This is a genomic window from Streptomyces thermocarboxydovorans, from assembly GCF_039524635.1.
GTDB classification, from domain to species: domain Bacteria; phylum Actinomycetota; class Actinomycetes; order Streptomycetales; family Streptomycetaceae; genus Streptomyces; species Streptomyces thermocarboxydovorans.
Genome location: NZ_BAAAGU010000087.1, coordinates 1 through 17,714, shown reverse-complemented (window position 1 = coordinate 17,714; position 17,714 = coordinate 1). Strand labels below are relative to the sequence as shown.

Sequence of the window (17,714 nt, the reverse complement as noted above, 5' to 3'; positions counted from 1 at the left end):
CCGCCCCGCCCGCGCGCGGGGTTGCCCGGGGGCGGGGTTGCCCGGGGGTGGGGTTGCCGAGCCCGGAGCCGGCGGGGTGCCGCCCGCACGGCCGGCCCCCGACCCGCAGCCGGTGCCCGGACTACCCCCTACGCCCCTCCCCCCGGCGCGCGACGCGCCCGGTGGGCGCGGACTTTCGCACGGTTGCCGCAGTGCTCCATCGCGCACCAGCGACGGCGCCCCGGGCGGGAGGTGTCGACGAACAGCAAGCGGCAGTCATGGGCGCCGCACTCGCGAATGCGGTTCGCGTAGGGGCCGCTGAACAAGTCGATCGCGTCGCGGGCGACGGTGGACAGCAGCTGGGTCCCGGTGGCGCCCGGGGCCCAGGAGCGGGAGCCGTCCGCCTCCAGGCGGGAGACCAGCGGCGGCTCGGCTGCGGCAGCATTGATCAGATCGAGGTGCTCGCGCCGGAGCGGACGGCCGTGCGCCCGGTCGGCGGTGAGCAGGAACAGGGCGTTGCGCAGGGCGCGCGCCCGTGCCAGTTCGTCCTCGTCGACGGTGAGGTCGAGACCGTCCGCGAGGCGGCTCTGCCCCGCCCAGGTGACCAGGTCGGCGGGGGTGTGCAGCACCTCGAAGCGGGCGAAGACGCCCGGTCCGCCGGTGGGCAGCAGCTCCAGGCACAGGGCGCCGGGGTCGAAACGGTAGGGCGTCCCCTCGTGGGACATCAGGGTGAGACCCGGACCGTCCTTCCGTCTGTCCATTGCACCGCCGCTCATGTAACCAATATAAGTGGTTACATGACGCAGACACCGGCACCGTCCGCTCCCGTGCACTGGAAAGTGGTCATCGACGCGGGCGACCCGCACGCACAGGCCGACTTCTGGGCCGCCGCCCTCCGTTACGTGGTGGAGGACAACAGCGCCCTGATCGGGAAGCTGCTCGCCGCCGGCGCCGTGCCTGAAGAGGCCGTCGTCGAGCATCACGGCCGCCATGCGTTCCGGGACCTGGTCGCGGTACGGCACCCGGACGACCCCGTCGACGAGAACAGCGGCACCGGGCTCGGACGGCGGCTGCTGTTCCAGCGGGTCCCGGAGAAGAAGACCGTCAAGAACCGTCTCCACCTCGATCTGCACCCCGGCGAGGGGCGCCGCAAGGCGGAGGTCGCACGGCTCGAGGAGCTGGGCGCGAGCGTGCAGCGGCAGGTGCGGGAGCCCAGCGGGGCCTGGACCGTGATGCTGGACCCGGAGGGCAACGAGTTCTGCGTGCACTGACACCCTTCCGACGACCGACACCCTTCCGATATGCGTGAAGCGCCGTCCTGATAGCGCTCTTGACGGGGTGTCAGTTCACCTCGACCATCCAGGCACCCACTTCACAGTGGCGTGCCTGTGGGCACCCCAACCCACGGGCCTCCCCAAGGAACTCGGAGTCCCCACATGAAACTCTCCGTTTCCACCCGTGCGGCCACGGCCGGTGCCGTCGCGATGGTCACCCTCCTGGCAGGCGGCACGCTCGCCGACGCGGCGACGACCACTCCCCCTCGCCCCGCCGCCGCACCCGACATCCCCGTCACCAGCGTCAAGGCGCATCTGAGCCAGCTGCAGTCCATAGCCACCGCCAACGGCGGCAACCGCGCCCACGGCCGCCCCGGCTACAAGGCCTCCCTCGACTACGTGAAGGCCAAGCTGGACTCGGCCGGATTCACCACCACCGTCCAGCAGTTCACCAGCTCCGGCCGCACCGGGTACAACCTCATCGCCGACTGGCCCGGCGGCGACCCCGACCAGGTCCTGATGGCGGGCGCCCACCTCGACGGCGTCTCCTCAGGACCCGCCATCAACGACAACGGCTCCGGTTCGGCCGCCGTGCTGGAGACCGCGCTCGCCGTGGCACGAGCCCGGTACCGCCCCACCAAGCACCTGCGGTTCGCCTGGTGGGGCGCCGAGGAACTCGGCCTGGTCGGCTCCCGCTACTACGTGGGCCGTCTGACCACCGGCGACCGCAACCGGATCGACGGCTACCTCAACTTCGACATGATCGGCTCGCCGAACCCCGGGTACTTCGTCTATGACGACGATCCCGCGATCGAGAAGACCTTCAAGGACTACTTCGCCGGCATCGGCGTCCCCACCGAGCCCGACACCGAGGGCGACGGACGCTCCGACCATGCCTCGTTCAAGAACGCAGGCGTACCGGTCGGCGGACTGTTCACCGGGGCGGGCCGCCTCAAGTCGGCCGCGCAGGCGGCGAAGTGGGGCGGCACGGCGGGCAGGTCCTTCGACCGCTGCTACCACTCGTCCTGCGACACCACCGCCAACATCGACGACACCGCTCTGGACCGCAACAGCGACGCGGTCGCCTACGCGGTGTGGGAGCTGTCGGCGTAGCACTTTGTGCGTTACGTGCGTTACCTGCGTTACGTATGTTCTGCGTGTTACGCGCCGTTCAGTCCCTGTCAGTCTCTGCCGGCGCGTTCGCTCAGCCGTCCCATCCGGGCGCGGGCGGACTCCAGCTCCTCGATCTCGTCGGCGGCCGGGCCGCCCTCGGCGGCGATTTCCGTCCACAGGGCGATCAGCTCCTCGCCCAGTTCCAGGCCGTGCCGGGGGTCGCGCACCGCCCGCCAGGCGGTGGCGGCGCTGCGGACGTTGCCGTAGGCGGCCTCCGTGTCGCCGGTACGGCGGCAGATCCCGGCGAGATCGAGGGAGAGCCGGAAGGCCCGCACCGGCTCGCCCGCCAAGTAGGCGATGTAGGCGGTCAGTTCGCCCAGCCGGAGCACCTCCGGGTGCTCCGGCCCCAGCTCGGCCGAGGCGTCGGTCATGGTCTGCTCGGCCAGGCGCGCGGCCTCGTCGATCCGGCCCTCCCGCACCGCGTCGTTGATCCGCCCCATGGGCTCGGCCAGCCGTGCCTCGTCCGGCACGGCGAGCGGTTCGTCACCGAGCACCGCCTCGGCCACGGCGTCGAAACCACGCGGCGGCGTCGGCTTCGGGTCCGGCCCGAGGTCCTCCGGCTCCTCACGCGGTCCGGCCTCGGGCGCCGGTGCCGGGTGGGGCTTCGCGTCCATGGCCGGGGGCGGCCCGAAGGCACCGGTCGGCGGAACGACCGTACCGGGCGGCACGGCGTCCTCCGGCTGCGCCAGCGCACGCAGCCGGAAGGTGGGCGCGGAGTCACTCGGCACGTGGGGTTCGGGCACGACCCGGAGCGGGAAGGTCGGGGCGGAGTCGCGTACGGGCGCCTCCCCGGCGGGGGCTGACGTGGAATCAGTGTTCGCTTCAGGTGCGGCGCCCGATTCGGATGCGGCACCCGTTCCGGCGGCCGCGCGCGGCCCCGGAGCGGCGTGCGGCTCGGGAGCGGGGGGTGGGGTGGTCTGCCCAGAGGGCTGTGCCTGCGCAGGAGTCTGCGGCGGCGCCGAGGGCTGGGGCGGTGCCTGCGGCGAGGTCGATGCCGAGGTCGGGCCCGATGCCGGAGGCGCAGTGGCGGCAGAAGGCGCAGCCGCAGGCGGAGCCGCATCCGAGGGGCGAGCCGCCGCCGAAGGCGAAGCCGCAGCCGAGGAGCGAGGCGCCGCCGGAGCAGAACCCGGAGCCGCAGGCGGATTCGCAGCCGAAGGCGGAACCGCGTCCGAAAGGTGAGCCGCCGCCGGACCAGAAGCCGCAGCCGCAGGCGGAGTCATCGCCGCGTTCGGGTTAGTCGCCGAACCTGGGTTGGTCGCCGGACTCGGGCCGGTCGCCGGACTCGGGTCGGTCACCGGACTCGCAGTGCTCGTCGGACGCGAGGTGTGCGACGGAGGCGGCTCCGGGACGTGGCGGAGCAGGTGGGTGGGCATGTCGCGCCCGCCACCCGGCGGCGGAGGCGCGGCGGGGGCGACGGGCGCAGGGGCAGCCGCTGCCGCCGCGGCGGCCCCCATCCGCAGCGGCTCGCCCACCAGGTGGCTGGAGCCGTCCGGCTCGACCCGGAGCGGGACCACATAGCCGATGCGCTCGTCGTGGACGGTGGCGAGGACCGGGTGACCGGAGGCGATGGCGATGCGGTGCAGACGGTCCAGCACCGCCTGCTGGATCTCCTCGCCGGCCCCGGCGACCACCGGCACCCCGCCGACCGAGGCACCGGCCGGGGCACCGCTCGGCCCGCCGGGCGCACCGGCGCCCGTACCCGACACGGGCAGAGGAACATGCACGTCTATCGGCACCGTCCCGGGGTCCGCCGCGTGGACGGCCTCCGCCTGTTCCCGCTTCTTCTCGCGGCTGAGTCGAGCCATCGTCCCCTCATTCGGGTCGTACACCTGTCTTCGAGTGTGTCCGCTCGCTCGCGTTTCTCACGTCACTGCGATGTCACAGGCTCGTCCCAACGCCCGTCCGCCCCCGACCCGGGTGCGGGGCGGTGGCATGAGGATCGGAGGACGAGGCAGGAGAGGAGGCATGGGGAGAGATATGCAGCAGGGACCGGAGATCTGGCTCCGCGGTCCGGTGGCGACGCCGGAACCGCCGGCACGGGACGCGGGCGGCCCGCCGGTGCCCGCGCCCGCCCGGGCGAGCGGCCGGGTCTTCTCCTGGGTGGGCGCGCACGGCGGCGCCGGTGTCTCCACCCTCGCCGCGGTCTACGGCGGTCACGACAGCGGGCGGTCCTGGCCCGGCCCGGGCGATCCGCAGTCGGTGCTGCTCGTCGCGCGCACGCATGCGACGGGCCTGGACTCGGTGACGGCGGCCCTGGAGCTGTTCCGGCTCGGGCAGATCCCGCAGGGGCTCGACCTCGACGCCGTGGTGCTGGTGGCGGACGCGCCGGGACGGCTGCCGAAGCCGCTCGCGCAGCGGATCCGGCTGATCGAGAACGTGATCGACGTGTACCGCGTGCCATGGGTGCCCGAATGGCGGCTGGGCGATCTCGGCGGCCGCCCGCCCCGCGAGTCGGAGGACCTCGCCCGCCTCACCGGAGCCCTGCGCTGAGCGAAGCAGAGCCGCTTCCCTCGGCGGTGGAGATCGCCGCCGCCGTCAGTGCGCGCACCCTCCGCGCCGCCGAGGTGATCGCGCAGGCCCTGGAACGCGTCGAGCGCACGGACCGTGAGCTGTGCGCGTTCGTCGAGGTGTGGCGCGAGGAGGCACTGCGCCGAGCCGACGAGGTGGACGCAGGAGTACGGGCCGGCGAGCGGCTGCCGCCGGCCGGGGTGCCGATCGCGGTGAAGGGCCGGCACGGACTGCAAAGCGACCATGGCGGGCCGCACCCTGTGGGGCGTCGCCGCGCACGCCGACGAGGAGCCCTCGGTCGCCGGCCCGCTGATCGGCACCCTCAACAACTCCGCCGCCTACATGGGCATGCGCTTCGGCGGCGTGCTCCTCGGCAACGGCAGCAAGCCGGGTGACGTCCTCAACGACAGCGAGGCGCTGGCCCGGGCCAAGACCTTCTTCTCCTGGGAGGCGCCCCTGGCCCGCTTCCCGCACGAGAAGTGAGCGCCGCGATGTAAGGCCGCGACGCAAGGGACGTAAGGCCGGCGCTACGAGGTGATGTCCTTCGCCGTGAACCTCGCCCACGCCGCCGAGCCGAACACCGCCGCGTAGAGGGCCTGGAGGCCGAGGTTCTTGGTCAGGTCCTCCCAGTAGATGGGCTCGCGCATGAGGTCGGCGAAGGACAGCCAGTAGTGGGAGAAGAAGTAGGGGTGGAGGGCGTGCAGCTGGGGGATGTGGTCGAGGATCTGCACGGTGATCAGCAGCCCGACCGTCGTCGCCATGGCGGCGATGCCGCTGTTGGTGAGGGTGGACACGAACAGGCCGAGCGCGGCCACCCCGACCAGCGACGCGGCGACGACCAGGGCGATCAGCAGTGCCCTGACCAGCCCTTCGGCGAAGCTGATGCGGGTGCCGGAGATGGTGGTGAGGTCGCCGAGCGGGAACAGCAGCGCGCCCACCGTCAGCGCCGACACCGCGACGGCGAGGGTGGCGACCAGACAGAACGCCAGGACGGTCGCGTACTTGGTGAGCAGCAGGCGGGTGCGGCCCGCCGGGGCGACCAGCAGGTAGCGGAGCGTGCCGGCGTTCGCCTCCCCCGCGATGGCGTCACCGGCGAGGACCGCGACGGCCATCGGCAGGAAGAAGGGCAGCGTCGCGGCCAGCGCGGCGAACACCAGGAACAGCCCGTTGTTGGTGACCTGGGAGATGAAGGCGGGCCCCTCGCCTCCGCCCCCGCCCGCCGGTGCGCCGTCACCGGTCTCGATCCTCACCGCGACGCCGATCAGCACCGGGACCGCCACCAGCACCCCGAGCAGGGCCAGGGTGCGCCAGCGCCGCAGGGTGGTCAGCAGCTCGCTGCGGAACAGACCGAAGGTCCACAGCCACCGCACCCCGGGTGCGGCCGCCTCAGCCCGCGACATCGAAACCCTCCCCGGTCAGGGCGACGAACGCGTCCTCCAGCGAGGCCCGTTCGACGCCGAAGCCACGCACCCGCACCGACGCCCGCACCAGCGCGGCGTTGAGGTCGGCGAGGTCCCGTTCCTCGGGCACCTCACCGGTCACCCGCTCCTCCTCGGCCACGACATCGCCCACCCCCTGCTCCTTGAGCACTCGCGCGGCCTCCGCCACGTCCGGCGTGAGAACCACCAGCCGCCCCCGCGTCCCGGCCGCCAGCTCGGCCACCGGGCCCTGGGTGACCAGCCGGCCCTGCGCCATCACGGCGGCATGCGTGCACACCTGCTCGATCTCGTCGAGCAGGTGTGACGAGAGGAAGACCGTCGTGCCGTCCGAGGCCAACTCCCTGATCAGGGAACGGATCTCCCGCATTCCCTGCGGGTCGAGCCCGTTGGTCGGCTCGTCCAGGACCAGCAGCCGGCGGGGCCGGAGCAGCGCCGCGGCGAGCCCCAGCCGCTGCTTCATGCCGAGCGAGTACGCCCTCGCCTTCTTCCCGGCGGCGGCCGTCAGCCCCACCCGCTCCAGGGCTTCCGCCACCCGGGCCCGCCGGGTGCGGGGGTCGGAGGTGGGGTCGGCGGCGTCGTAGCGGAGCAGGTTGTCCCGGCCGGACAGGAACCCGTACAGGGCCGGGCCCTCGATCAGCGCACCGACCTCGGGCAGCACGGAACGCACCGCACGGGGCATCGGCCGGCCCAGCACCTGGACTGTGCCCGAGGTGGGCTCGATCAGCCCCATCAGCATCCGGATGGTGGTGGTCTTCCCGGAGCCATTGGGACCGAGGAAGCCGAAGACACTGCCCGCCGGCACCGTCAGATTCAGTCCATCGACGGCGAGTTGCCCTCCGCGGTACCGCTTGGTGAGGGAGCGCGTGACGATGACACCGTCACCCTCCCCGGCCGCGTTCGGCTCCGGCTCGTTGACGGACGTCTCGCCCATCGGCTCCCTCGCTCCCCGGACGGCTTCCGCCGACCCTACTTCGCTTCCTCGGCCGCCTTCACCAGGGCCTCCTTGGTGACGGCGCCCGCGTAGACCGTGCCGTCCTCGGTGACCAGCGCGTTGACCAAGCGGGTGCTGAACACCGTGCCGGTGCCGAAGTCGCCCTTGACCTGGTCGCCGAGCGAGTCGAGGAAGCCGCCCGTGGGCAGGCCCTCGCCGCCGGTGTCGAAGGTGGCGATCGTGGTCCAGCCCTCGCCGAGCATCTTCATGCCGTCGAGCCCCTTGCCGAAGTCCTTCCCCGGCTCGTGCGCGGGCCTGCCGCCCTCGTCCAGGTCGCCCTCCTCGGTCACCTTGGCGCCCTTGGGCGGGGTGAAGTCGAAGGTGGAGGCGGCCGGCTTGTCGAAGCTGACCTTGGTGAAGCCGACGTCCACCACGGCGGCACCGCCCGCGGCCGGGGTGAGCGTGAACTTCAGCGGCATGCCGGTCTTGTGGTCGACGGCGATGCTGATGGCGCCGACCGTCGATCCCGACTGCTTGGGCTTGACGACGAGCTTGTAGGCGTCCCGGCCGGCCACCTGGGCGGTGCCGTCGACCTTGACGGAGGTGGTGTCGTCGACCGACTTCAGCGCCTCCTCGGCGAAGTCCTTGGGGGTCGCCGGGGGCTGCTCCTCCTTGCCCTTGCCGGCGGGCTCGTCGACGGTGCCGTGGTAGACCTCGTTGGACTTGCTGTCGTAGCCCCAGACGTCCTTGCCGTTGTGGATGAGGCTGTACTCGGCGGCGTCCTCCAGCAGGGACAGCTTCTGCCGGCCGGGGCCGTCGGTGGCGACGCGCAGGGTGTGCGTGCCGGAAGCGAGTTCGGTGAGCTTGGTGGAGGGGTCGGCGGAGGAGCCGCCCTCCTCACCCTGGCTCATCGCGCCGGAGGCGAGGCTGCTCTCCAGGCCGCCGAGGTCGGGCAGGCCGAGGTCGGTGGTGATCTTCACGGTGCCGGACAGCTGCTCGACGTCCGACTTGGCGATCTTCTCTATCAGCTGGGCTGCGGTGATCTCCGGGAGGTCGGGGTCGCCGGAGTCGGCGAGTGCGGGGACGAGGCCGATGGTCGCGGCCGCCACGCCCATCACCGTGACGGGGACGACGTAGCGGGCGGCCCTGCGGCGGGCTCGGCTCGGCTCGTCGGCCTCCCTTGCGGTGGTGTTGCCGTCGGTGTCGTGCGGTGCCATGTGTGTGGTACCTCCGTGGTCGGCGGCGGGCTCGGCCTGAGCCGCCATTCTCACTCGTTACCGGTGAGAAGTGGTGATGTCCGTCGCTGTCCATCTGACCAAACGGCACCCCCGGATACGTCAGCCCGCGGGCTCAACTCCACGTACTGCTCCGGTATGACAAACCCCCGTGTTCCCTCCGCCGACCAGTAGGGGACGCCGACCGAGCTCTCCCGGTCGGCCCGTGCCCGGGAGCCGGTGGTCGATGGCGTGCGAGGCGACCGCCGTCCGCGGCGGCGCCGCGGGCTGGCGTCTGATGGCCCTGTAGCACCAGCTCTTCGTGCCGGGCGCCTGCCCGGTTTCAAAGAGATGAACAACAGGGGTTGTGTTCATCATGGTGAAGGTCTTCAATATGCCGCAGGACAAACGTTCCTCAGGGAGAGGCGGAGACCGTGCACGACACCGACGCACCGATGCCGGACGACCGGCCGGACCTCGATGTGATGGTCGCCACGGTCGGCCTGCAGATCAAGGCCTTGCGCAAGCAGGCGGATCTGACCTTGGACGAGCTCAGCCGCCGCTCCGGCGTCAGCACCGGACTGATCAGCCAGGTCGAGCGGGGGAAGGGCAATCCTTCCTTCGCCAGCCTGGTGCAGATCGCTCACGGTCTGGACGTGCCGATCGGGCGGCTGCTGCACCTCGCGGAGCAGGTCAGTCCGGTGGTCCGTGCCCACGAGCGCCGCAGCCTGGACTTCCACGGTGCGGACTCGGCGAACGGCGACCGCTACGAACTGCTCACTCCCTCTCTCAACGGCGCTCTGGAGGTCCTCTGGGTGGTCACCCAGCCGGGCCACGACACCAGCGCCACCGCGTTCTGTCACAACGGCGAGGAGTTCGGCATCGTGCTCTCCGGTGTGAAGGACGTCTACCTCGACGGCGTCCGTCACCGGCTCGAAGCGGGTGACTCCATCACCTACTCCTCCAGCATTCCGCACTGGTACGTCAATCCCGGTGACGAGCCCGCCACCTCGATCTGGGTGGTTACTCCGCCCAGCTGGTAGCACAGGCCTCGCACCGCCCCCGTCCCCAACGCCCCGGCCTCGGGCCCGGGCGCCGGTACCGCACGGCCTCGTCCCGTGCGCCTCCCTACTACGAGGTGCCCCACATGGCATCACTCACCGACAGAAGCCCTGCCGCCACCAGAAACTCCGTCTCGCACCGCCGCGCCCTGCTGGCCCTCGGCGGCGGCAACGCCGTCGAGTGGTACGACTGGATGGTCTACGGGCTACTGGCCTCCTACATCGGCCCGCTCTACTTCCCGTCGGGCAGTTCAGTCGCCGAAACCATGTCCGCGCTGGCCGTCTTCGCGGTCGGCTTCGCCGCCCGGCCGCTCGGCGCGATCGTCTTCGGTACCCTGGCCGACCGCATAGGCCGACGCGCCGTCATGCTCTTCTCCATCGGCTCGATGGTGCTCAGCACCATGATCATCGCGCTGCTGCCCAGCCATGCGATCATCGGCGTCTGGGCCGGCGTCATCCTGCTGGCCTGCCGCATCCTGCAGGGACTCTCCACAGGCATCGAAGCCCCGCTCAACTCTGCGTACATCGTGGAAATGGCACCCGAGGGCAGGACCGCCCGGTACGGCGGCATCCTCAGCACCTACGTGCAGGCCGGCATCGTCAGCGCCTCGCTGGTCTGCTTCCTGACCACCTCGGTGGTCGCCCCTGACGCCATGGCCTCCTGGGGCTGGCGCATCCCGTTCGTGGTCGGCGCCGTCGGCGGCCTGGTCTTCCTCTGGCTGCGCCGCGCCCTGCCGGAGACCCTGCACACCACGGGCGAGAAGCAGGCCGAGCCGGCCCGGGTGGGCCAGGTCTGGGCCGAGGTCTGGCAGCACCGGCTGGCGCTCCTGGCGATCGTCTTCGTCGTGGCCGGCGCCCAGGCGCTCCAATACACCTGGACCACCGGACTGCCCAACCTGGCCCGCTCCGCCTACCACGAGGACCCGGACACCGTCTTCCTGGTCTCCACCCTCGCCGGGATCTGCGTCGCCGCGCTCTACCCGCTCGTCGGCCGGCTCGCCGACCGCAAGCGGATCTCCCGCACCTTCATCGCCTCCCGGCTCGCCGTGGTGCCACTGATCTTCATCGTGCTCGCCTACCAGCAGCCCGGCATGGCGACGTTCACCATGGTGATGCTGGTCGGCGCCCCGGTGCTCGCCTTCACCATGGGCCTGTACAACACCGTCGCCGCCACCCTGATGCCGACCAGCTGCCGGGTCACCGGCGTCGGCCTGGGCTACGCGATCGGCGTGGCCGGTTTCGGCGGCACCGCTCCCTATCTCCTGCTGTGGCTCCAGGACCTCGGCGCCGGCTGGGCGTTCCCCGTCTACGGCGCGGTCCTCTGTCTGCTCAGCGTCCTGCTCTACGTGCTCGTCTTCCGCCGCGGCGCCGTCCGCGTCGGGAGCTGAAAGGGAAGTCAGATGTCACAGACCGTCTCTCTCGACGCCATCGAGGCACCCGTGGTCCAGCGGTCCGACGTGATCGTGGTCGGCGGCGGACCGGCCGGGGTCAGCGCGGCCGTGGCCGCCGCCCGCACCGGCGCCAGCGTGACCCTGCTGGAGCGCTACGCGGCTCTTGGCGGCCTGGCTTCCGGCGGCATGGTACTGGTCCTCGACGACATGATCAACGGGAACGAGATCACCGTCACCGGTATCGTCGACGAGTACGTCGAGCGGATGGCCAAGCTCGGCCTCGCCGTCTACCCGCCGGCCGAGGACCGTTACGCCTCGCCCGAGATGTGGGCCAAGTGGGGCCGCTGGGGCGCCTTCGACTTCCACTCCCATACCAACCCCAAGCCGATCTGCTACGCCGTCGCCTTCGATCCCGACGGCTGGAAGCGGGTGTCCAACGACCTGGTCCGCGAGAGCGGGGTCAATCTGCGGCTGCACAGCTGGTTCTCCCGGCCGGTGGTCCAGGACGGCGCGGTGAAGGGCGTGGTCTGCGAGACCAAGTCCGGTCCGCAGGCGGTGATGGGCGATGTGGTGATCGACACCACCGGCGACATCGACGTGGCCTCCCGAGCCGGCGCCCCGTACGCCCAGGACAGCTACCTCGTCACCCTGGTCTTCCGGCTCGGCGGGGTGGACACCGCCGCCGCCGAGCGCTTCGAACAGGAGAACCCGCGTGAGGCCCGGGCCATCAACCGCAAGATCAAGCGGATGCTGGGCGGCGCCTGGGAGTTGTGGTGGCTCAAGACGCCCATTCCCGGCGTGGTCTGGTGCAACTGCCCGCACATGACCGGCTTCGACGGCACCGACCCGGTCTCGCTCACCGAGGCCGAGTTCGAGGCCCGGGCCCGGATCGGCGCCGTCCTCGACCACATCAAGGCCGAGCTGCCCGGCTTCGGCAACGCCTACCTGCTCGACGTCGCCGAGCAGATGGGCGTCCGGCAGACCCGGCTGCTGCAGGGCGAGTACGTGGTCACCAAGGACGACGTCACCTCCCGCCGCCACTTCGCCGACAGCGTCGCCCGCGGCCGCGACTACTACACCCCGTACCGCGCGCTGCTGCCGCGCGGTGTCGATCAGCTGCTGGTCGCCGGCCGGCACTACTCGGCCACCCCCGAGGCGCAGCGGATGTCCCGCGAGATCCCGCCCTGCATGGCCATGGGCCAGGCGGCCGGCATCGCCGCCGCGACCGCGGTGGAGCAGGGTGTGCTGGTCCGGGACGTCGACCCGGCGGTCATCCAGCGCCGGATGCGCGAGCAGGGCGCCGACCCCGGTGACGTCCCCTCAGAGAACGCGACCGTCGACCAGCTCGAGGAGGTCGTGGCATGACCACCGCCATACAGCCGCTGAGCGGTGTCACCGTCATCGACTTCACCCAGGTCTTCATGGGCCCGTCCTGCACCCAGATGCTGGGCGACTACGGCGCCGACGTGATCAAGGTGGAGCGGCCCGGCACCGGCGACATCTCCCGGACCTCGATCCCGGACCCGGCAGGCCTGGACAACCCCATCTTTCTGTCGATCAACCGCAACAAGCGGAGCATCGCCATCGACACCCGCACCGAGGAGGGCCGGCAGGTCGTCCACGAACTGGTGCGCTCCGCCGACGTCGTGGTGAGCAACTTCCGCACCGGCGTGATGGAGCGGCTCGGCCTCGGCTACGAGGCGCTGCGCGCCATCAACCCCAGGATCATCTGGGCCTCCGGTACCGGCTTCGGCACCGAGGGCCCGTACGCCCACAAGGGCGGGCAGGACGCCGTCGCCCAGGCGTACAGCGGAGTGATGTGGCGCCGAGTCTCCGATGACGACCCCGTCACCCTCTACCCGACCACGCTCTGCGACTACACCACCGGAATGCACCTGCTCCAGGGCATCCTGCTGGCCCTGCTGCACCGCGACCGCACCGGCGAGGGGCAAAAGGTCGAGGTGTCGATGTACGACTCGATGCTCCACATGCAGATGCAGGAGGCATGCCAGCAGCTCAACCGCGGCTCCGAAATCAACTGGGCCGCGATGCCGCTCACCGGGGTGTTCCCCACCACCGACGGCGCACTGATCATGGTCGGCGGCTTCAAGAGCAACGCGCTGCACCACATCAGCCGCGCCCTGGAACTCGACGAGGACCTGAGCGAGCGCCCCGAGTTCGCCACCCTGGACCTGCAGTTCGCGCACCGGCCCGAGCTGCAGCGGATCTTCGCCGAGGCGGTGGCCCGCAACACCACCGACTACTGGGTCAAGCGGCTCGAGGATGAGGACATCCTCTGCGCCCCGGTGCGCAGTCTGGAGCAGACCCTCGACGACGAGCAGACCGCGGTCAACAAGATGATCGTCGAGATGGACCACCCGGTCGCCGGCCGGATCCGCGCCCTCAACGCGCCGCTCCACCTCTCCGCCGCCCCCGCCGAGGTCCGCCGGGTCCCGCCGCGGCTCGGCGAGCACGGCGCAGAGGTGCTCGGTGAACTCGGCTACACCGCCGAGCAGATCGACCTGCTCCGCGAGAAGGGGGTGCTGCGATGACCGACGAGGTCCGCTACGTACGGGACGGGCACATCGCCCGCGTCACCATCGACCGCCCCGCCGTGCTCAACGCGGTGGACGCCAAGACCAACGCCCGGCTCAACGAGATCTGGGCCGGCATCGAGGCCGACCCCGACGTGCGGGCGGTCGTCGTCACCGGCGCCGGACAGCGGTCGTTCTGCGTGGGCGCCGACATGTCCGCCGACGCGGTGGACAAGACCGGCCTGGAGTACTGGGCCGGCCTGGACCCCAACGGCTTCGGCGGGCTGAGCCTGCGCACCACCCTGGACGTCCCGGTGATCGCCCGGGTCAACGGCTACGCGCTGGGCGGCGGCATGGAGATGGTCCTCGGCTGCGACATCGTGGTCGCCGCCGACCACGCCCAGTTCGGCCTCACCGAGCCCCGGGTCGGCCGGATCCCGCTGGACGGCGGCGTCTTCCAGCTGGTCCGCCGGCTGCCGCACACCCAGGCCATGGGGCTGCTGCTCACCGGCCGCCGCGCCTCCGCAGCCGAGCTGCACCGAATGGGCCTGGTCAACGAGGTGGTCCCAGCACAGCAGCTGGACGAGGCCGTCGACCGCTGGGTCGCCGACATCCTCGCCTGCGCCCCCACCTCACTGCGCGCCATCAAGCAGATGGTCCAGCGCGGGGACGGGCTGTCACCGCAGGACGCCCACAAGCTGCGCACCCCGGCGCTGATGGCGGCGCTGGACAGCGAGGACGCCAAGGAGGGCGTGCTCGCCTTCCAGCAGAAGCGGCCACCGGTCTGGCCCGGACGATGAAGGGGAGCTCACCGATGCCCGAAAAACTCGCCCCCGGAGTGTGGGGTGTGGTCGCCACGCCCTTCCTCGGCTCCGCCTTCGAGGTGGACGAGCCCAGCCTGGCCCGGCTGGTGGAGCATTACGAGCGGATCGGCACCACCGGTCTGACCGTGCTCGGAGTCTTCGGCGAGGCCGCCCGGCTCTCCGCCGAGGAGCGCCGCACCGTGCTGGAGACGGTGGTCGACACCGTCGACCTGCCGCTGGTCGTCGGGGTCACCGCACTCGCCACCGCACCGGTGCTGGAGGAGGCCCGGCTCGTCCGCGAGGTGGTCGGTGACCGCCTCGCCGGACTGATGGTGCAGGTCAACTCGCCCGATCCGCAGGTGGTCGCCGCCCACCTCAACGCGGTCCACGAGGCCACCGGCGCCGGGATCGTCGTCCAGGACTACCCGGAGACCAGCCGGGTCGCCATCCGCACCGCCGACTTGGTCCGCGCCGTCCGCGCGGTCCCCTCGGCGGTCGCGGTGAAGGCCGAGGCGCCGCCCACCCCGGCGGCCGTCGCCAGGCTCACCGCCGAACTGGACGTCCCGGTATTCGGCGGCCTGGGCGGCCTGGGCCTGCTCGACGAGCTGGCGGCCGGCGCCGCCGGGGCGATGACCGGCTTCTCCTGCCCCGAGGGCCTGATCGCCTGCGTCCAGGCCTGGCGGAACGGCGGCCACGACGCGGCCCGGGAGGCCTACCTGCCGTACCTGCCATTGGTCAACTTCGAGGCACAGGCCGGGATCGGGCTGGCACTGCGCAAGGAGGCCATCCGGCGCCGTGGCCTGATCATGGAGTCGGGGGTGCGACCACCAGCCGCGCAGCTGCCCGAGGCCCTGGTCCCGCAGCTGGAACGGCACCTCGCCGCGCTGCCCGAGGAGGTGCGCTGATGGACCTCGGCATCCGCGGCCGGGTCGCCGTGGTCGCCGCCTCGACCAGCGGCCTGGGCCGGGCGGTGGCCGAAGCGCTGGCCGCCGAAGGCGCCTCCGTCGTGGTAGCCGGGCGGCGCGGCGACCTCGCCAAGGAGATCGCCGCCGGACTGCCGGACGCGGTCGGCGTCCAGGTCGACCTCACCGTCCCGGACGGACCGCAGGCGCTGGTCGAGGCGGCCCGCGAGGCCTACGGCGATCCGGACATCCTGGTTCTCAACGGACCCGGCCCTCGGCCCGGCACCGCCGCCGGCCTGGACACCGGCGACCTCGCCGCGGCCGTGGACTCGCTGCTGCTGGCCCAGCAACGGCTGGTGGCGCTGACCCTGCCGTCCATGCGCCGGCGCGGCTGGGGCCGCATCCTGGCTGTCGGCTCCAGCGGGATCGCCGAACCGCTGCCCGGGCTGGTCCTGTCCAACGCCGGACGGGCCGCCCTCGCCGCGTACCTGAAGACCCTCGCTGCCGAGGTGGCGGCCGACGGAGTCACCGTCAACCTGCTGCTGCCCGGCCGGATCGCCACCGATCGCGTGGCGGCGCTGGACGCCGCGCGGGCCGAACGCGAGCAGCGCCCCGTCGCCGAGGTCGAGGCCGCCTCACAGGCTGCGATCCCAGCCGGACGGTACGGCACCCCCGCCGAGTTCGGTGCGGCAGCCGCCTTCCTCTGCAGCGCCCCCGCCTCATACGTCACCGGGACCGCGCTGCGCTGCGACGGCGGCCTGGTCCGCGGCCTGTGAACTCCCGACTTCCCAAGGAACCAAAGCCATGAGCACTGTGCAGATCCCCAACCTCATCGCCGGCGAGGAGGTTGTCGGCGATGGCCTCGAGCGGTACAACCCGGCGGACCCGGCCGAACTGGTCGCCGTGGCCCCGGCCTCCGGCGCTGAGGCCATCGACGCGGCCGTGGCGGCCGCCGCCGCGGCCCAGCCGGGATGGGCGGCGCTGCCCGCCCCGGCGCGCGGCGCGATTCTGCTGGACGCTGCCGAGATCCTGCGCGGCCGCCACGAGGAGGCCGCCCGCGACCTGGTCCGGGAGGAGGGCAAGACGCTGACCGAGGCCCGCGGCGAGGTCCGGCGGGCCATCGACGTACTGCGCTTCTTCGGCTCCGAGGGCTGGCGGCTCGGCGGGCAGGTGCTGCCCAGCTCGGTGTCGGACACCATGGTCTACACCCGCCGGGAGCCGGTCGGGGTCGTGGGGCTGATCACACCGTGGAACTTCCCGATCGCCATCCCCGCCTGGAAACTGGCGCCCGCGCTGATCGGCGGCAACGCAGTGGTGCTCAAGCCCGCGGAGCTCACCCCGCTCTCCACCCGCCACCTCACCGAGGCCCTGGTACGGGCCGGGCTGCCCGCCGGGGTGCTCAACGTGGTGCACGGCTCCGGCGCGGTGGTCGGTGAGGCCCTGGTCCGCGACCCCCGGGTGGCGGCGGTCTCCTTCACCGGCTCTACCCGGGTCGGCATGCGCATCGAGCGCGCGGTGCAGGAGCGCCGCGGCCGGGTGCAGGTGGAGATGGGCGGCAAGAACGCTCTGGTGGTACTGGACGACGCCGACGTCGAACAGGCCGCGCGGATCGCCGCGGCGGGCGGCTTCGGCCTCACCGGCCAGGCCTGCACCGCCTCCTCCCGGGTGATCTGCACCCCCGGCGTGCACGACGACTTCGTCGCCGCGCTCGCCAAGGAGGCGGCCCGCTACCGCCCCGGCAATGGCCTGGCCGACGGCACCCTGATGGGCCCGGTGGTGAGCGAGCAGCAGCTCGCCACGATCACCGCCGCCATCGAGCAGGCCATGGCCGAGGGCGCGACCGTCGCCGCGGGCGGCGAGGCCCCCGAGGGGCTGATGCTCGCCCCGACCGTACTCTCCGGCCTGAACCAGGAGAACACGGCGGCCCGCGAGGAGATCTTCGGCCCGGTGGTCGCGGTACTGTCCGCGGCGGACCTGGACGACGCGATCAACCTGGTCAACGACTCCCGCTACGGCCTGGCCGCGGGCATCTGCACCCGCAGCCTGGCCGCCGCCCAGCGCTTCGCCGCGGCCGTCCGCGTGGGCGTGGTCAAGGTCAACCGCCCGACCACCGGCCTGGACCTCAACGTCCCGTTCGGCGGCGTCGGCGACTCCTCCAGTAACACCTTCCGCGAGCAGGGTGCGGCCGCAGTGGACTTCTACACCTGGTCCAAGTCGGTCTACCTCGGCTGGGAGGGCTAGGTTCTGTCTCTTCGGTCAGCGCCGGGCCCGGATGAAGGTGCCGGCGAGGTGGAGTGCGGCCTGGCAGGCGATGGCAGGCTTGTCGGTTCGTGTGGCCAGGCCGCGCCACTGCTTGAGCCGGTTGATGCACCGCTCGACGGTGTTCCCTGCTGGCAGGCCTCTCGGTCGAAGCCGGGCGGTCCGCCGCCTAGGGCCTGTCGTTTGGATCAGCCCGCGGACGCGGGGTCTGGCACGCCCATCTGCGGCGTTGTCGTCGGTTGCCGA

General features: G+C 72.0%; 16 protein-coding genes and 2 pseudogenes. 12 read left to right on the top strand and 6 right to left on the bottom strand.

Annotated elements, in window-relative coordinates; all coding sequences use genetic code 11:
- Window positions 1-128 precede the first annotated feature (128 nt).
- The gene (locus ABD198_RS28345; RefSeq protein WP_344007182.1) at window positions 129-755 is read right to left on the bottom strand and encodes a CGNR zinc finger domain-containing protein; all 627 of its coding nucleotides are present in this window, start codon (window positions 753-755) and stop codon (window positions 129-131) included.
- 21 nt (window positions 756-776) lie between these two features.
- On the opposite strand from ABD198_RS28345, the gene ABD198_RS28340 reads away from it, so the two are divergent.
- Entirely contained in the window at window positions 777-1,250 is a 474-nt protein-coding gene (locus tag ABD198_RS28340) for a VOC family protein (RefSeq protein ID WP_344007180.1), read from the top strand.
- A gap of 165 nt (window positions 1,251-1,415) precedes the next feature.
- Window positions 1,416-2,366 (top strand): M28 family metallopeptidase, encoded by a 951-nt coding sequence (locus ABD198_RS28335; protein ID WP_344007178.1) that lies wholly within the window; start codon window positions 1,416-1,418, stop codon window positions 2,364-2,366.
- A 68-nt stretch (window positions 2,367-2,434) separates the two neighbouring features.
- Here the strand turns inward: ABD198_RS28335 and ABD198_RS30840 are convergent, their stop codons facing one another.
- Window positions 2,435-3,646 (bottom strand): tetratricopeptide repeat protein, encoded by a 1,212-nt coding sequence (locus tag ABD198_RS30840; RefSeq protein WP_425580574.1) that lies wholly within the window; start codon window positions 3,644-3,646, stop codon window positions 2,435-2,437.
- 757 nt (window positions 3,647-4,403) lie between these two features.
- Between ABD198_RS30840 and ABD198_RS28325 the strand changes: the two genes are divergently transcribed.
- Both ABD198_RS28325 and ABD198_RS28320 read left to right on the top strand, forming a co-directional pair.
- Entirely contained in the window at window positions 4,404-4,916 is a 513-nt protein-coding gene (locus tag ABD198_RS28325) for a DUF6668 family protein (RefSeq protein ID WP_344007174.1), read from the top strand.
- Between the two features lie 240 nt (window positions 4,917-5,156).
- Window positions 5,157-5,417: pseudogene (locus ABD198_RS28320) on the top strand (flavodoxin); the annotation flags it as partial.
- Window positions 5,418-5,461: 44 nt separating this feature from the next.
- Here ABD198_RS28320 and ABD198_RS28315 read toward each other — a convergent pair.
- From ABD198_RS28315 to ABD198_RS28305, 3 genes are read right to left on the bottom strand one after another with little or no spacing between them, the layout of a single operon-like run.
- Window positions 5,462-6,334 (bottom strand): ABC transporter permease, encoded by an 873-nt coding sequence (locus ABD198_RS28315; RefSeq protein WP_344007172.1) that lies wholly within the window; start codon window positions 6,332-6,334, stop codon window positions 5,462-5,464.
- Window positions 6,321-7,304 (bottom strand): ABC transporter ATP-binding protein, encoded by a 984-nt coding sequence (locus tag ABD198_RS28310; protein ID WP_344007169.1) that lies wholly within the window; start codon window positions 7,302-7,304, stop codon window positions 6,321-6,323. The genes ABD198_RS28315 and ABD198_RS28310 overlap by 14 nt, the downstream gene beginning before the upstream one ends.
- A gap of 35 nt (window positions 7,305-7,339) precedes the next feature.
- Window positions 7,340-8,521: a LolA family protein gene (locus ABD198_RS28305; RefSeq protein ID WP_344007167.1), complete on the bottom strand. Its 1,182-nt coding sequence runs from the start codon at window positions 8,519-8,521 to the stop codon at window positions 7,340-7,342.
- Between the two features lie 431 nt (window positions 8,522-8,952).
- Here ABD198_RS28305 and ABD198_RS28300 point away from each other — a divergent pair, with 431 nt between their 5' ends.
- The 8 genes from ABD198_RS28300 (at window position 8,953) to ABD198_RS28265 (ending at window position 17,450) form a co-directional block, all read left to right on the top strand.
- Window positions 8,953-9,561, top strand: coding sequence for a helix-turn-helix domain-containing protein (locus ABD198_RS28300; RefSeq protein ID WP_344007165.1), 609 nt, complete (start codon window positions 8,953-8,955; stop codon window positions 9,559-9,561).
- A 104-nt stretch (window positions 9,562-9,665) separates the two neighbouring features.
- Entirely contained in the window at window positions 9,666-10,967 is a 1,302-nt protein-coding gene (locus ABD198_RS28295; protein ID WP_344007163.1) for an MFS transporter, read from the top strand.
- A gap of 12 nt (window positions 10,968-10,979) precedes the next feature.
- The gene (locus ABD198_RS28290; protein ID WP_344007158.1) at window positions 10,980-12,335 is read left to right on the top strand and encodes an FAD-dependent oxidoreductase; all 1,356 of its coding nucleotides are present in this window, start codon (window positions 10,980-10,982) and stop codon (window positions 12,333-12,335) included.
- Window positions 12,332-13,522 carry a CaiB/BaiF CoA transferase family protein gene (locus ABD198_RS28285; protein ID WP_344007156.1) on the top strand — a complete coding sequence of 397 codons (1,191 nt, stop codon included), beginning with the start codon at window positions 12,332-12,334 and terminating at the stop codon, window positions 13,520-13,522. The genes ABD198_RS28290 and ABD198_RS28285 overlap by 4 nt, the downstream gene beginning before the upstream one ends.
- Window positions 13,519-14,304, top strand: coding sequence for an enoyl-CoA hydratase-related protein (locus ABD198_RS28280; RefSeq protein WP_344007154.1), 786 nt, complete (start codon window positions 13,519-13,521; stop codon window positions 14,302-14,304). The genes ABD198_RS28285 and ABD198_RS28280 overlap by 4 nt, the downstream gene beginning before the upstream one ends.
- 14 nt (window positions 14,305-14,318) lie before the next feature.
- A complete protein-coding gene (locus ABD198_RS28275; protein WP_344007152.1) occupies window positions 14,319-15,212 on the top strand; it encodes a dihydrodipicolinate synthase family protein in 894 nt (297 codons plus the stop codon).
- The gene (locus ABD198_RS28270; RefSeq protein ID WP_344007150.1) at window positions 15,212-15,985 is read left to right on the top strand and encodes an SDR family oxidoreductase; all 774 of its coding nucleotides are present in this window, start codon (window positions 15,212-15,214) and stop codon (window positions 15,983-15,985) included. The genes ABD198_RS28275 and ABD198_RS28270 overlap by 1 nt, the downstream gene beginning before the upstream one ends.
- 28 nt (window positions 15,986-16,013) lie before the next feature.
- Window positions 16,014-17,450 carry an aldehyde dehydrogenase family protein gene (locus tag ABD198_RS28265; RefSeq protein ID WP_344007148.1) on the top strand — a complete coding sequence of 479 codons (1,437 nt, stop codon included), beginning with the start codon at window positions 16,014-16,016 and terminating at the stop codon, window positions 17,448-17,450.
- Window positions 17,451-17,465: 15 nt separating this feature from the next.
- On the opposite strand, the pseudogene ABD198_RS28260 reads toward ABD198_RS28265, so the two are convergent.
- A pseudogene (locus tag ABD198_RS28260) lies at window positions 17,466-17,653 on the bottom strand (IS5/IS1182 family transposase); the annotation flags it as partial.
- Between the last annotated feature and the right edge of the window lie 61 nt (window positions 17,654-17,714).